Here is a 16,582-nt window from a genome sequence, read left to right on the forward strand (position 1 = left end):
CTGCTATTCATTTTTGAATATGCTAGTGCGGTAGCTATGAGGATTAATAATTATATTGATCGACTAGTGGAATAGCAGTTTACATTAAGCATTTCCCATTTTTAATAAGAGTAGATATGCATATTTCATCACATTAGCGGTAGTAATTAAGATACTATGCTAACTTAATTATATGTAAATTATATTTTGTTGCAGTAGAAGATATTCTAGACCAGAATTTGTATTAACATATAAAAGATATTGTCTCATAAGTTAACTAACGTTCTCAATATTTTATTAGATAATCTACAAGTATTTCATGGAAGTTACAAGGTTTTTAGTTTTGCATCAGATATAATCATATTTCAGGATTAAATAATATGAAAAATACAAAACCTATATTTATAGATATTTCTAAGTGGGCAGATATAAAGCCTCAAGATGTAGCCGTTGATTACTGTGGAAGCACATTGACGTATAGCGAATTAGAATATAGATCAAATATGTTGGCGCAATATTTGATATTAAGATATCCCGCTCATCAGAAAGGCAATGTAGCTGTATATTTGGAACCCGGACTAATGGTGCCAGTTGTATTGCTTGCAATACTTAAGTCAGGATTTGCGTATATTCCATTGTCTGATTTTCAGCCCAAGGAAAGAATAAATAAAATTCTAGCCGATTCATCAGCATTCCTAGTTATCTCAACAGAAAAATTAATTAAAGATAAAAAAATAGATACACTTTATACCCCCAGTTTGATCTTAGAAAATGTTGACTTCAATAAAATAGATGTATGCAATAGACTACCAGAAGTATCTATTAATGACCTGGCTTATATTCTGTATACATCAGGATCGACGGGAATACCTAAAGGGGTTGCGATTGAGCATGAGAATTTGAGTTATTATTTGGATTGCTTCAATAATGATCTCTGGTCTGAGACCAAATCGATTTTACCACTTACCTCTTCTCTTAGCTTTGCTGCGGCAGTTGCTCAATTATATGCTCCTCTATTACGTGGAGATACCTTGTATATTTTACCAAAGAACATATTGAATAAACCAGAAGAAATATGCTCCTGGTATCAAAAACATTCAAACGCATCAATATATTGTGTACCTACTGTCTGGGATGAAATATTACAATATGTAAAAAACAATAGTGCCTATAATTATTTACCCAAAACAATATTTCTATCTGGTGAGAGCGTACCTTTTGAACTAAAGGAACGAACTTTTTCTCAGATACCAGGTGTCAGGATATTCAATTTATATGGCCCGACAGAAGCAACGGCTAATGGATCATTTTCAGAGCTTGAAATATTAAAGCCTGTCACTCTAGGGAAGGCCTTAAGTGGAAGTGAGATTTGTATTTTAGATCGCAATAACCTTCCTGTATCAGATGGTGAGGTCGGTGAGATATGTATTGTTGGTAAAGGTGTAGCTCGTGGATATTTACATAATGAAGAGCTCAATGCGCAACGTTTTTTTGATAGCGATAAAGGAAGGGGGCATCGTACAGGAGATCTAGGTAAATTTAACCTTGATGGTGATCTGATATATATGGGTAGGATGGATAGACAGATTAAGATTCATGGGGTTAGAATTGATCCTGGCGAGATTGAGGGTATTCTAATTCAACATCCAGATATGAAAAAAGTAGTAGTAAGAGCAATTTCATCAAGCCATGGAAAGTTAAAGTTAGTAGCCTATTTAATTACTAAAGATAAATCGCCAACTGTAAATGAGATTAGAGATTTCATGAAACTGAGAATCCCTCAATCCATGATGCCTAATCACTTTGCTTATATTGACAAGTTACCTAAGTTGCCAAATGGAAAGTTGGATGAGGGAAGATTACCATTACCGAACTTAGAGCGGCCTGAGCTAAGTTATCCATTGAGCAAACCTTCAAATGATATTGAAAGAGAACTAGTAGATATTTGGCAGCAAGTATTGAATTTTAGTGATTTAGGTGTAGATGATAATTTTTTTGACCTTGGAGGTACTTCACTACAAGCAACTAAGGTCAGGCAGATGATTCGTCAATATTTATTTTGTACGATTGATTATGAGATGTTTTTCAATAACCCCACACCGCGTCAATTGGCGTTGATTATCCCTTATTATGTGAATGACGAGAGCTTCATTGGAGCCGATTTTGCTTCAGTTAATTCTGATTCTCTCCTATCTTCTCAGCAGTATTATTTTCTTACCTTAGATCAAATTAGTATGTCTCCTGCTGCGTATCAAATAGCATTTAAAATCAGCGCAACAGGTTCAGTGAATGTTGATGCCTTGGAGTGGTGCATAAGGAAAGTACTCAAGTACAACCCCGTACTAAGAACCCGGTTTAATTTGGGTGAAATATCTTGCACAGAAGGAGGATACTCTATTGACTCTGTTTTCATGACACAACAATCATTAGAACATCTTACAACTCCTTTAGATGATCTGAATGATTGCCAATTATTGAGTCTGACGGAAAAACAAGTTATTAGCTTAGATCGAGAGCCGCCTCTTGCTATTCAATTGTTAACTCGAAACAATCAAGAGTACATGCTATTATTCAAAATGCATCATGCTGTTTTTGATCATGATTCAATAGCGATAGTCTTTAATCAGTTTATTAGTTACTATCGCGATTATTTAGCTGGCGATCGTAGTAATGAGCCTTCCATTAAGTACCAATATACAGGATATAGCCAATGGCAGAATAATGCATTAAAACATTCACTGTATCCACAAGAAATGGATTTTTGGATGGAATCTTTCTACGATTATTTACGAAAAGGAGCCGATGCATCTATGTTCCCTGAAAGAGTTGACTGTATCGGAGGGAACTACAAAATTGAATTGCCGGATGAACTAACACAAGAGATTCGAAGCTTTTCAAGGAAACATAATACAACACCATTTGTCTTTATGTTAACAGTATTCAATTTTTTACTAAACTCAGAGACAGCCTACCATAATATACCAATTGGCATACCAGTTTCAAATAGAATGCTTTATGAGAACTCTTCATTAGTTGGGTGTTTTGTCAATATGATTACTTACTATGACTGTATAAATCCATCAGATGATATAGTTACCTTGCTTGAGCATAGTAAGAAGAGGGTTTATTCAATATTAGATAATCAGAGTCTGCCATATATTGATTTAGTTCGCGAGGCACGCGCTAAAGGTATTTATAGTAAACTGAGGTTCCCTATTTGCTTTAATTATCTATCTGAGGTTACTTCAGGTATTGATATAGATGGTTGCACTTTTAATTATCGACACATAGATAATAATTATGCTCGGTTTGATTTGATGCTGTCAGTGGCTGAAGGCTCTTCAATGTCTATTAATATAAATTATATTAAAGATTGCTTTAGTGATACAGAAGTACGCATATTGTCTGATAAGTATATATCTATATTGTCAGGTGTTATTTAGATTAAGTTGATATCTAAACACATTGATTAGGGGATAGAGCATGGCATCGAAAAAATTAATTCATGATTACTTTTCTAATCAGGCGAATAGAACACCTGACAGTATAGCAATAAAATCAGATAAAGGACATTTAACCTATCGGCAGCTTGAGAATCGTTCTAATGCACTTGCAGGTTATTTAATTCATCATGATGTAAAACCTGGTGAAATCATTGGTGTTTATCTCAGTAGAGATATTGATTTAATTATCACCTTACTTGCTATATTGAAAGCGGGAGCATGTTACTTACCACTAGATCCTTACTACCCTCAAGAACGTCTATCGTATATGGTTGAACACTCAGGCACAGCATTGGTCATTACAGATAAAATTAACGAAATAGATTTTGGCAATGATAGATGTGAACTTTTGGAATTCAGCGAAGCTGAACTATCTAGGACTAATCAAACTGATATTCCGACAGTTGATGACGATTCGCTTTGTTATATCATGTATACCTCAGGATCGACAGGAACTCCTAAGGGAGTAATGGTTAGTCATCGTACGGTTGTTAACTATTTGGAATGGATGCAGTATGAGTTCGGCATATCCAATAATGATGTAGTTTTAAACCAATCTTCTTTTAGCTTTGACGTATCAGTATGGGAAATTTTCTGGCCATTAATAACGGGGGCGAGTTGTGCATTAATCAGCGATGATATGAAGTATGATCCTGATTTATTAGCGGAGTTTATTATCCTGCATCAAGTGACAGTTATACAGTTTGTTCCTACTGCTTTGAGAATTATTGTTGAGGCTAAAGTACTCGTTGATTGTCATTCACTTACACATATTTTCTCTGGAGGAGAATCACTAGAACAAAAACTAGTTAATGAACTCTCATATCAGTTTTCAGGGCAGATACATAATTTATATGGTCCAACTGAAGCGACGATTTTTGCCTGTCATTGGAGGTGTAAATCAGCTTCCAACGATATAATTGTCCCAATTGGAAAGCCTATTCCACACGCGTTAAGCTATATTTTAAATGATCAATTGCAACAAGTTCCTGTTGGAAATCGAGGAGAGTTGTATTTGACAGGGGATATTCTTGCAAAAGGATATTTAAAAAATGAGGAATTGACAAATGAGAGATTTGTAGAAGATCCATTCATGGGAATAGAAAATCAAAAAATGTATCGAACTGGTGATTTAGTTAGCCAACGAGTAGATGGAGTCTTGGACTTTCATGGCAGAATTGATAGTCAGATAAAGTTTAGGGGGCATCGAATTGAGCTTTCTGAGATTGAAAGCAATCTTCAGTCTATGCCAGAAATAACTCATGCTGCAGTTATCGCTGAATATAACGAAGAGAAAATTATATCACACCTGTCTGCCTTCTATGTGCTTGGACAAGATAAGAGTTTAAGTCCATCTGAAATCAAAAAATATTTGTCAAAGATTCTGCCTTTCTTTATGTTGCCATCTAATTTTGTTGAATTAGCTAGTATACCAACACTTCCAAATGGAAAATTTGATAAATCAATTCTCAGCTCATATAAGAATAAGGGTTGGGATTTTTAGCCACCAGGGAATGACTCTATAACCATCAAGGATTGAGGTTGTCAACCATTGAGGAACATAATGTTATGTCAAAAAACAAAATAGTTAATACTTCCGAAGTAGAGCAGAAGATAATCTCTATATGGAGAGATGTCCTTAATTCTCAGGCATTATCCAGTGATGAAAATTTTTTTGATGCGGGAGGTAATTCACTGCTTATGTCAAAAGTTCATAGACAGATTAGAAATAAACTGGAGATACCTATATCAATCATTGATTTGTTTCAGTATCCAACAGTGAAAATGATCAGTGAGATAATCTGCGAAAAGCATAAGAAGTCACTGGCGGCATAGAGTATCAGATATTTATATAATTTCGCAGTGTTGTTAGGTTAGTTCTTCCTTAAAATCATGCATCAAATACACTATCCTAGATCGTACTGTGAATCTTTATTTAATCAGTATTACGAATATCAATCACATACTCCATAAAAATTAATGCAATAATTTCATGATTAATCTGGAGTGTGCTCCCCAATTGAAAATAGCTGTCTTATATCTTATTCAATTAACTATATTAATCATTTTAGTTATTGTCACTCTTTATTATATATATTAATTATGAGGTGTCACATGAAGCATCAACCAAAGCTCCGTGATAAGGATATTGCCATTGTAGGAATGTCTGGTCGATTTCCCGGTGCTGAAGATATTAATAAATTCTGGAATAATCTTTGCGCAGGACTAGAGACAATCAGTACTTTTACTGATCAGGAGCTGAGAGAATCAGGTATTGATGAGGAACTTATTGCTTCAGAGAGTTATATACGTCGCCGCGGTATCTTAGGGGATGCTCAGGAGTTTGATGCCAATTTTTTTGATATAACTCCGCGTGATGCAGAAATAATGGATCCCCAGCACAGAGTTTTTTTAGAGTGTAGCTGGCATGCTTTTGAAGACGCAGGTTATGTTCCCGCATCATATCCGGGTAAAGTTGGGGTATTTGGAGGAACAGGGACTGCCTGGCATCTTAACAAGGTTCACTCTCATCCAGACGTTCAACAGTATGCCAGTGGCGCCTCTGTTGTGACGAATAATGACAAAGATTATGTGACGACAAGGGTGTCATACAAATTGAATCTCAAAGGTCCTAGTGTCAATGTGCAAACCGCATGTTCCACAGCGATGGTTGCAGTTGTAATGGGAGTCAATAGCCTTTTAAGTGGTGAGAGTGATCTCATTGTAGCAGGTGGAGTTTCCGTTGATACACCCGAACGCTATGGCTATCCATACATGCAAGGGGGAATGGAATCAGCAGATGGGCGCTGTTATGCCTTTGATTCCAGAGCAAATGGAACAGTATTTAGCAGGGGTGTTGGTGTTGTGCTGCTAAAGCGCTTACAAGATGCAGTCAGAGATGGCGACCATATATATTCGGTTATTAAAGGTGGTGCCATTAATAATGATGGGAACTTAAAAGCTGGATTTACTGCTCCAAGTATTGAGGGGCAGGTTGAAGTCGCTAAACAAGCAATCAAAAATTCTGAAATAGATGTTTCTAATATTCAGTTTGTGGAAGCTCATGGCACAGCAACCGCATTGGGTGATCCAATCGAGTTTACATCATTATCCAAAACTTTTCGCAGCTTTACCGATAAGAAACAGTTTTGCCGTCTAGGTTCAGTTAAAACAAATATTGGTCACACTGATGCAGCATCAGGTGTTGCTAGCCTAATTAAAGCATCTATGGCACTTGAGAAAGGTGAGCTACCAGAGTCGCTGCATTTTGTTTCTCCAAATTCTAATATTGATTTTGAAGATAGTCCGTTTGTAATGAATACTGAGCTAAGTGAGATTAACTCATCAGTATTAAAGAGCAATGCTTTAGTTAATTCATTTGGGGTTGGAGGAACGAATGCATGTGTAATCCTTGAAACGAAACCGGATTTGCCTTGTAGTGACCCACACCTAGGCCCATTTGTTTTGCCTTTTTCAGCTAAAAGTCGTCAGGCTCTGGATGCAATGAAGCGTCGGATGTGTGATTACTTGAAAGGTAATAATAATGTTAATCTTGCTGATGTATCCTACACGCTTCAAAGAGGCAGGCAACAGTTTAATTACTCAACTATTATAACTGGAAATGGATGTGATGAACTTATAGAAAAGTTACAGAAGCCCTCGTCAATTATTTCAAAAACCATTGATAATCGCAAGTCTTTGGTGTTTATGTTTCCTGGACAGGGGAACCAATATACAAATATGGGCAGGGACCTTTATGATGCATATCCGGTGTTCAAAGAAGTGATGGATCGTTGTTGTCGCTATTTATATAGCGAGCTTAAGTTAGATTTAAAATCAGTGATTTTTTCAGATGATGTTCATAATAACACTCGTATCAACGAAACACAGTTTACTCAGCCCGCATTATTTATTATTGAATATAGCTTGGCACAGCTATGGATGTCATGGGGCATTAAACCTGATGTGATGGTTGGCCACAGTGTCGGTGAATATGTCGCTGCGTGTATTGCGGGAGTTTTTTCATTGGAGGATGCCTTGAAAGCTGTTGCGTTGCGAGGGAAGCTTGTTCAGGCCTTACCTGCAGGTTCAATGCTGGCAGTACTAATGGATGAAACGTCTCTGAATAAGAGGCTACAAGAGAGTAAGCTGGAAATTGCAGCTGTTAATTATCCAGACTTGTGTGTAGTCGCAGGAGAATTAGATGCGATCGAAGAATTCCAGCGACAGTTAGAGGACGAGAACGTTTTCTGCAAGCATTTAGATACATCGCATGGCTTCCACTCCTATATGATGGAGCCAATACTTGATGAATTTAGAGAGGTGGTTGATAATATTCAACTGTCTTCACCTACCATTCCATTTGTGTCATCAGTGACGGGGGAATGGATAAGTGAAAACCTTGCGAAAGATAGTGATTACTGGGTTCGCCACGTTCGAAATCCTGTTTTATTCTCTCATGCCTTTAAAAGGTTGGTTTCTGAAGATCCTGGTAACTTTATTTGCCTGGAAATGGGCCCAGGGCGTTCTTTAGAATCTGCGGCGAAACAGCACTTTCGGGATGATGACAGTACTATCCCACTCATTTTTTCATCACTACCTATTGCGAAAGAGGTCAAAGACACTGGTGAATATTTACTTAATACTCTCGGTAGTCTATGGGCAAGCGGTTTTGAGGTTTCTTGGGAAAAACTTTACCAAGGAGAAGTTCGCCATCGAATTCCTCTTCCAGGATACCCGTTTGAGCGTAAAGAATTTAAGTTGCCATCAATTCAGCAAGATAAAGTGAGTAGTGGAGGAATGGATACTAGATCGGTCAATATTAGGAAGCGTAAAAAAACGGATATTGGTGATTGGTTTTATATGCCGGCCTGGAAGAAAACTATTCCCGCAAGCTTTATGTCGGGCAGCCGTGTTGATTCGAAAGAGGAAAGCTGGCTCTTATTTGCAGATGAAGAGGGCGTATTTGAAAATATAAAACAGCAGCTTATCGAAGTAGGACATAATGTAGAAGTTGTATTTAAAGGCGATTCCTATCAGGATGATATTTCTGATAATAGCTATATTATCGATCCGCGGAGTCGTGAAGATTATATTCAACTACTTAAGTCTATTAAGAAAAAAGGTTTTCGTCCAACCCGTATCATCAATCTGTGGAATCTTTCAACAAAAACAAAAACAAAAACAAAAACAAAAATTATTGATTTTGTTTCGTATGGTCAAAATTTACAGTTGGATTCATTTTATAGCCCTCTCTATCTTCAGCAAGCTCTTGTTATTGAAAACCTCTTAGAGGATTTACATTTACTATTCGTGACCAATAATATTTTTAGTATAGTCAATGAAAAAGTTGAATCCCCTGAAAAATCACTTCTTGTTGGACCATCACGGGTGTTCTATCACGAGTACTCTGAAGTTCAATGTCATTTAGTTGACATTGATATGTCCGGGGACATGCTTCCCGAGGAGATTGCGAATCATATTATTGCAGAAAGCAACATTTCAACTCATGGCAATCTGGTGGTTTATCGTGGTGGTAGTCGCTGGGAGGAAGACTACAAATCAGTCAACCTGAAACCGGATGACTCTGGTATACCCGCAACCTTCAATGATGATGGAACCTATTTGATCACAGGAGGGCTGGGTGGTTTAGGGATGCTAATTGCAGGCCAAGTATCGGAAGTATCAAATGCCAGTTTAATACTCACTTACCGCACAGGATTACCTCCCCGTGAAGAGTGGAATTCATGGATTCAGACGCACCCGGTGGATGATCCCGTGAGTGAAAAAATAGCTGGTATCTTACGTTTGGAAGAGAGAGGTAACCAGGTTCATTTGGTTGAGGTTGATGTTTGCAACTATGCTGATATGCGCGATATGTTGTTTCAATTCCCACGTATCGATGGTGTTTTTCATACAGCAGGTATAGCAGGTGGCGGCATTATTCCGTTTAAGACTGATCAGGAGTGCGCTAGTGTCTTAGACCCGAAAATACTGGGCTGCCTGATCTTAGATGATCTGATGAAAGATTATCAGCCAGAATTCTTTATCCTCTTCTCATCAATTACTTCAATTTTAGGTGACGAGGCTCGTATTGATTACTGTTCTGGTAATGCATTTATGGATGTATTTTCGCAGTATCGAAATCAGCGCCGATCGGGTCGTACTGTTTCTCTCAACTGGGGGAAGTGGGGGATGTTGGTATGGCTGTTCGCTGGGGAAAAGAGTTAAAAGAGAAAACCAAAGAGGTGAGTCATGGTGATTCTGAAGTAACCCATGGAGATTTATTAAGCCTGATTGATGCTAAAGCTATGCAGGAGGTATATCAGGTTAACCTGGAAGTACAAAAAGACTGGGTACTCAATGAGCACTACTTGTCGGGCCAACCGACTTTGGTGGGTACAACTATTCTTTCACTCTTAAACGAGTTGATCACTCAGTTCAAGCCTCAGCAGGATCTCCAAGTTAAAAGCTTGCTGTTAACTAAGCCTGTGATTTATCACAATAAATGGCCGCGGGTCATGCATTTGTTTGTAAACTCAGATAGCAATGGCTATAGCTTCAGTTTGAGAAGCCGGGGTGTGTTGGATCTTAGCTGGCAAGAGCATGCAATAGGTAATATCGGTCGACATAGTGACTCGACGGATGTGCTTGTAGAATCACTTGATAGTATTCGTTCCCGTTGTGTAACCAAGCTTGCTTACGAGCCGATTGGGACTGACTTTATGAATGCCATCACGGGTGAAAGCTTTCTGTCACTGAGTCGACGATGGGATAATCATAAAGAAATATTTCAGGGAGATGATGAATGGCTGATCCGCAAAGAGTTAAGCTCTGAATACCAAGGTGACTTTGAGCGCTATCCTTACCATCCGGCTGTTGTGGACGCGATGTCTATTCGTTGCCTTAACTATATTACCAGCGAAAATTTCTTGCCCATTAGCTATGGAAAGATCACTTATTTAGGATCGCTAAGCGAAGACTGTTACGTACATATCAAGCTGAAACAGGCTTACCAACCTCAAGATAGTACGATCATCATGGATATTGTTTTCCTTTCTGCTCAAAGCGAGCCATTGCTATTGTTAGAAAATTACACTCTAGTCAAGATGAGTCAGGATAACCAAGTCGGAGGTTCAAACAAAAAGCCAATAGATGTCGCGGTGAAAGTCGATGTGTCAGACAAGGACATTTTGTTCTTCGAGGGCGTGGAGGCCTTTAAACGTCAGCTATTACATCTTGAGTTTGATCAGCTCGTCGTAGTGACGAGCGATCTTGACCAGTTAATTTATGAGGCCATTCCAGAGCAAGATGAAGTGTTGGTCATGGAGGATGTCGATGATATATCTAATGGGCATACCCGACCTAATCTGTCTGTAGAATATACTGCACCTGAAAATGAGATTGAAAAGGAAGTTGTTAAGGTGTGGCAGTCCATATTGGGTATTTCGGGTATTGGGGTTAACGATAATTTTGTAGAGCTTGGTGGTAACTCTTTATTGGCGGTACAGATTGTATCCAAAGTGTCTTCACTTTTTGAAGTTGATATTCGAGTTGACTTGTTCTATCAAGATCAAACCGTAAAGGGGTTATCTACATTAATTCTGCAAGAGTTTGAAACTCTGTTGCAAGGTGCATAATCCACCCTGCAATCCCTCTGAGCTTTTTGCTTGGAGGGATCATAAAACCTGACCTTTATTTATCATACAATAATAAGGATTTTCTTATGACTAAAAATATTCAAGATATTATAAGAACACAGGGTCTGGATGAGCTTAAGAAACTAGCAAGAAAGAAGAAAAAAAATGCTAAAGAAATAACAAATAAACTAATCACTCCGAACTTAGGTGGCTCTAGAGAGTCCTTTCCTCTAACTAGCTCACAGAAAAGCATTTGGATTCTTGAGCAGTATCTCGATGATAATAAGGTTTACAATAATCCAGTTGGTATGATCTGTAATATGGGGCGGGAGATTGAACCGAATTTGGTCGAAAATGTTCTGAGGTTTCTAACGAAAAAGCATGATTTACTACGCACGACTTTTCATATGCAAGATAATGAAGTAATTCAACGAGTGTCTCAGGATGTCCGTCTTGATTTTCACTTTGATGATATTTCACACTTATCAAAAGATGAACAAGAACCACTAATATATGAAGCTGCAATAAAAGATGGACGGAAATCTTTTGATTTATCTCAGGGGCCTTTATCATGCTGGAGAATTATAAGGACTGAACTTCATACATATGTTTTTTTGATGAACTTTCATCATATTATATCGGACGGTTGGACAGTAAGTATCTTCTTTAAAGAGTTCATGGAAACTTACTTAAAATTTAAGAATAATATAAATCCCCAACCTGTATTAGAGCTTCAATTTTCAGATTATGCACTTGCGGAAAGTCGTTGGTATCAAGAAGGAAAGTACAAGCATGGACTTGAGTTTTGGAAAAAAAAACTCGAGGGATTCCAAGGTTCTCTCGAGCTAGTGACTGATCGACCTCGGCCAGCCAAAATGACTACTGCAGGAAGCATTGTCAGCGAGCCCTTTGGCTACGACTTCATTCAACGACTACAATCCTGTGCAGCGAAGAATGGAGCAACGATGTTTCATGTAATTTTAGCTGCATATCAATTATTACTGCACAAGTACAGCAGGCAACAGGATATAATTATTGGTGTACCATTTGCAAACCGAAATTATCCCGAAACCCAGAATATGATGGGTTTGTTCATGAACACATTACCGCTTCGTTTTGAAGTTAATTCAGCCTCAAGGTTATCCAGCGTGATCGAGGCGGCCAAAACTGAGAGTGAGCAATCGATCCCGCACCAAGATATCCCACTCAACTACATTTTGGATCAGATCTCCTATGTGAGAGATCCGCAGGTGAATCCTCTTTACCAAGCTATTTTAACCTATCAAGTATACCCACAAGCTCGCAACAATCAATGGTTTAGTTATAAACCTCTTAAAGTCGATTATGGTGTTTCCAAGCTTGATTTGAACCTCTGGGTCGAGGAGGACACAGACGGTCTTCTTTTCACTATGAATTACAATACTGACTTATTTGAACGTAAAACGATCCAGCGAATGCTGATAGATTTAAGAACGATCATGACGGCTCTTATTGAACAACCCAGTTTGACGGTGGGCGAATTATCACTATTAAGTGATAAAGAAAAAAAACAGCTGCTGGGTAAGTGTCAACCGGATTATAAAAAATCTTTCTCCCCCGTACATGTTCTATTTGAAAAGGCAGTCCTTAAGCAGCCCAAAGCCATTGCAGTTCAATGTGATGGTAAGACACTTAGTTATGAGCAGCTCAATAAGCAAGCAAATCGCTTGGCACATCAGCTATTGCTATCAGGATTAGAAGTAGGTCAATGTGTCGCATTGTTTATGGAGAAGAGCGAGCGTTGCGTTGTAGCATTGCTTGCTGTAATGAAGGCTGGCGGGTGCTATGTTCCTATTGATATCACTCTTCCACAGCAAGCTGTTGATTATATTTTATCTGATTCGCAAGCAAAATTTATATTGGTCGATGGTAATAACCCTATAACGACTCTATCTTGTATTGATGTCCAAGGCAATGAGGGAGTGACCTCTGAAAATAATCCTGGTTTTTTAAAATTACAAGGAAACTCACCTGCCTACATCATATATACCTCTGGTAGTAGTGGTGTTCCTAAAGGTGTTTGCGTGGGGCATTCTCAGCTGAGTAATTACTGTCAAGCTATTCAACCTGTGCTCAATCAAGTTGCTGGTGCCCGGTATGGAATTTTTTCATCATTCAGCACTGATCTTGCCCATACCATGTTATTTCCTTCACTACTTAATTTGGGGCAACTGGAAATCCTAACCTCAAATATTCTAGATGACCCAACAGCGTTGTTTCACTATTTGAAGTCATCTCCACTGGATACTATTAAAATCACACCGACGTATTTGGCAGCCTTATTACAATCTCCCAATGCCAGGTGTATTTTACCAAATCGCTTATTAGTGATTGGTGGAGAGCGAGCTCCTATCTCTCTGATTAGGCGTATTTATCAGCTTGATCCGGCATGCCGTGTTATCAATCATTATGGTCCAACGGAATGTACCATAGGTGTGACAACCTATAATGTACCCGATGTTCTGGAAGAGCTGCATAGTGAGTATCTGCCAATAGGCAAACCATTATTGAATAGCCATATATTGATTTTGGATGAGGAGCTCCAGCTGGTTCCGGTTGGACAGCCGGGTGAGATCTATATTGGGGGGGCTCAGTTGGCAAATGGGTATCTAGGGCTGGAGGAACAAAACTCCCATAGTTTTATTGATCATCCTTACCTCAATGGGGAGCGCCTCTATCGTAGTGGGGATAAAGGACGTTTATTGTCAGATGGAAATTTCGAGTTTCTTGGCCGGCTTGATCGTCAGTGTAAAATTAGAGGGTACAGAGTAGAGCTCGCTGAGATAGAGCGTGCTATTCAGGCATTACCTTATGTTACTCATGTTGCTGTCTGCCAACGTGAGATGAATAAAGATCAACTTGTTCTCGTTGCATATTGGTGTGGGAATAGAGAAGTAGAACAAGGCAAGCTTAAAGCAGCATTGAGGGATGAGTTACCTCAATATATGCAACCTGAAGTGTGGGTATGGCTGGAATCTATGCCATTTAGTGCTAGTGGAAAAATTGACTATAGAGCTCTGCCACAGCCTGTACCAAAGGTACATCGTCATCTTTCTGACTCGGATAGTGAAACAATGAAGCAGCTGTATGAGCTGTATCTTCAAGTATTGAATCTTGAAGATATTGATATTCAAGAAGGATTCTTAAATCTTGGTGGTAATTCAATTAGCGCCTTGAAGCTTGTGATAGAGATAAATAAACATTTCTCTCAGGATCTATCACTGGTACAACTATTACAAAATAGTAGTGTAAGTGAAATGGCTTCTTTACTTGAGTTGCGGGAAACGCAAACTAGTTCAGCACTGGTTATGCTCAATGCAGGATCTCCAAATGATATGCCGACCTTATTGTTAATTCATCCTGCGGGAGGGAATATATTATGCTATAACGCATTAGCTCAAGAGCTTGGCGAGGGTTATCCTATATATGGAATTCAGGTGGCTGATTTTGAATTTAATCATGACTACAATCATGATATCAAAAAGCTAGCTACTCACTACCTTCAAGAGGCGGGAGATATAGTACAGTGCTCTAATCTCATTTTAGGTGGTTGGTCATTGGGGGCTACGATAGCTTTTGAGATGGCATGTCAACTTGCAGCTGATTTCTCTATTACACCAGATGTTCTTATTTTGGATCAGCCTGCACCAAAGGTAAATATAGATGGTTCGACAATGATGTCTGAAAATGACAGATTAGCCTATTTTGCTCAAAAGGTGGAGTTATTTACAGGTACAAGTTTCAATATTTCAGGTTTAGAGCTGGCGGAGATGACTGAATCTCAAAGATCTGAGCGATTTTTAGTAGATTTTAAGCGAGCAGGTTTGGTTCCTGATAATATAAGTAGTGATGATTTTCGATATTTTCTGAGTATTCTACGTACACATATCTACGCGACTGATCAATATCATGGACAGAGGTACAGCGGCAGGATTTTTGTTGCTGAAGCTATGGAAATTTTACCTGGTCGTAGAGAACTTGATGAATCTGGGTTAGGTTGGCAGCAATTTTCTGAACAGAAAATCACTATTATTGAGTCGCCAGGTAATCACATCTCAATGATGAATATTCCAAATATTTCGAGTGTTAGCAGAAAATTGAAGGAATTTCTGTTATGAGCGATATGATGGCCGAACTGCCAATGGAAGAGGGCGGTGTTTCCTACAGAGACTGGTGCGCTATTGCTGGAGGATTGATTGGTGGGTTTATGGCTATCCTGGATATCCAAATCACTAATTCATCGATGAAGGTGATACAAGGGGCACTGTCAGCAACTTTGAATGATAGCTCATGGCTGATGACATCTTATTTCACAGCAGAGATTATCGCGATCCCATTGTGTGGTTGGTTATCTAAAGCATTAGGTACAGGCCGCTATGCGATTTGGTGTGTTGGCGGTTTTTTCTGTGCATCCTTACTATGCTCAACAGCATGGAATTTGAATTCAATGATTGTCTTTCGAGCTTTACAAGGTTTTTGTGGTGGAGCTCTTATTCCAATTTCATTTCGTTTGATTATTGAGATTTTACCGCTAGAAAAGAGACCCATTGGCATGTCATTGTTTAGTATTATTGCTACTTTTGCACCTGCACTTGGTCCCGCTTTGGGTGGATGGCTCACAGAAAACCTATCCTGGCATGCAATTTTTTATATCAATTTCATACCAGCTGTGACTTCTTTGGGCTTGATCTGGTATTCGATGAAGCATCCTAAAATTGATTGGAAGACACTCAAAAATGGCGATTTTATTGGGATCGTTTCCATCATGTTATGCTTGGGGTGCTTAGAAGTTATTTTGGAAAAGGGAGGAGACAAAAACTGGTTTGATTCAAATATGATTTGCGTTTTAGCATTAATTTCAGGCTTTACATTTCTTATTTTTCTCTATGATCAATTAGCCAGTAGTAATCCTCTGATTAATGTTAGGTTGTTAAAGGAGTATGATTTTTCCTATGCGTTGGTTATTTTTTCAATGTTAGGAGTAGCTATTTATGGGACATTATTTATTGTACCTTACTATCTAGCAATGGTGCATAACTATGACGCATCGGAGATTGGAAATGTTGTAATATGGATGGGATTGCCACAGCTTTTTATATTACCATTTATTCCGGTATTGATTCGACGGTTTAACATTAAGTATTTGATCTGTATTGGTTTCTTGGGGCTTGCTGTGAGTGCCTTTATGGATTGTGCAATGGATAGCAACTTTTCAGGTCCACAAATGGCTTGGTCAATGTTTGTTCGTGCACTTGGTCAACCTTTTATTATGGTTCCTCTTTCCTTGCTGGCGACTCGTAATATTCAGCAGGAAGATAGTGCCTCTTCTGCGGTGCTAATTAATGTTTTTCGAAGCATTGGGGGTCTTGTGGCACGGCAACATTGACAACATTTTTTATTTCGCGTACTGACTTTCATCTT

Annotated in this window: 7 protein-coding genes; all 7 read left to right on the forward strand. The window is 38.6% G+C overall.

What is annotated here, in order from left to right:
• Nucleotides 1–359: 359 nt before the first annotated feature.
• Nucleotides 360–3,422, forward strand: a complete 3,063-nt coding sequence (locus DB847_RS04070; protein WP_108649568.1) for an AMP-binding protein — start codon at nucleotides 360–362, stop codon at nucleotides 3,420–3,422.
• A gap of 40 nt (nucleotides 3,423–3,462) precedes the next feature.
• Nucleotides 3,463–4,986, forward strand: a complete 1,524-nt coding sequence (locus DB847_RS04075) for an amino acid adenylation domain-containing protein (protein ID WP_108649569.1) — start codon at nucleotides 3,463–3,465, stop codon at nucleotides 4,984–4,986.
• 38 nt (nucleotides 4,987–5,024) lie between these two features.
• On the forward strand, nucleotides 5,025–5,318 hold the full coding sequence (locus DB847_RS04080; RefSeq protein ID WP_199911709.1) for a phosphopantetheine-binding protein: 294 nt from the start codon (nucleotides 5,025–5,027) through the stop codon (nucleotides 5,316–5,318).
• Nucleotides 5,319–5,597: 279 nt separating this feature from the next.
• Nucleotides 5,598–9,713, forward strand: coding sequence for a type I polyketide synthase (locus tag DB847_RS04085; protein ID WP_199911710.1), 4,116 nt, complete (start codon nucleotides 5,598–5,600; stop codon nucleotides 9,711–9,713).
• Nucleotides 9,686–11,122, forward strand: a complete 1,437-nt coding sequence (locus tag DB847_RS24700; RefSeq protein ID WP_199911711.1) for a phosphopantetheine-binding protein — start codon at nucleotides 9,686–9,688, stop codon at nucleotides 11,120–11,122. Before DB847_RS04085 ends, DB847_RS24700 begins: the two co-directional genes overlap by 28 nt.
• Nucleotides 11,123–11,208: 86 nt before the next feature.
• Complete coding sequence (locus DB847_RS04090; RefSeq protein WP_108649571.1) at nucleotides 11,209–15,279, forward strand: non-ribosomal peptide synthetase; 4,071 nt, start codon at nucleotides 11,209–11,211, stop codon at nucleotides 15,277–15,279.
• Complete coding sequence (locus DB847_RS04095; protein WP_199911712.1) at nucleotides 15,276–16,547, forward strand: DHA2 family efflux MFS transporter permease subunit; 1,272 nt, start codon at nucleotides 15,276–15,278, stop codon at nucleotides 16,545–16,547. The genes DB847_RS04090 and DB847_RS04095 overlap by 4 nt, the downstream gene beginning before the upstream one ends.
• Nucleotides 16,548–16,582: the final 35 nt, after the last annotated feature.

This window comes from Dongshaea marina, assembly GCF_003072645.1.
Lineage (GTDB): Bacteria > Pseudomonadota > Gammaproteobacteria > Enterobacterales > Aeromonadaceae > Dongshaea > Dongshaea marina.

Excerpts from the sequence above, each read along its gene's own strand:
- DB847_RS04070 (WP_108649568.1), top strand. The coding sequence starts at position 360 with ATGAAAAATACAAAACCTATATTTATAGATATTTCTAAGTGGGCAGAT.
- DB847_RS04075 (WP_108649569.1), top strand. The coding sequence starts at position 3,463 with ATGGCATCGAAAAAATTAATTCATGATTACTTTTCTAATCAGGCGAAT.
- DB847_RS04085 (WP_199911710.1), top strand. The coding sequence starts at position 5,598 with ATGAAGCATCAACCAAAGCTCCGTGATAAGGATATTGCCATTGTAGGA.
- DB847_RS24700 (WP_199911711.1), top strand. The coding sequence starts at position 9,686 with ATGGCTGTTCGCTGGGGAAAAGAGTTAAAAGAGAAAACCAAAGAGGTG.
- DB847_RS04090 (WP_108649571.1), top strand. The coding sequence starts at position 11,209 with ATGACTAAAAATATTCAAGATATTATAAGAACACAGGGTCTGGATGAG.
- DB847_RS04095 (WP_199911712.1), top strand. The coding sequence starts at position 15,276 with ATGAGCGATATGATGGCCGAACTGCCAATGGAAGAGGGCGGTGTTTCC.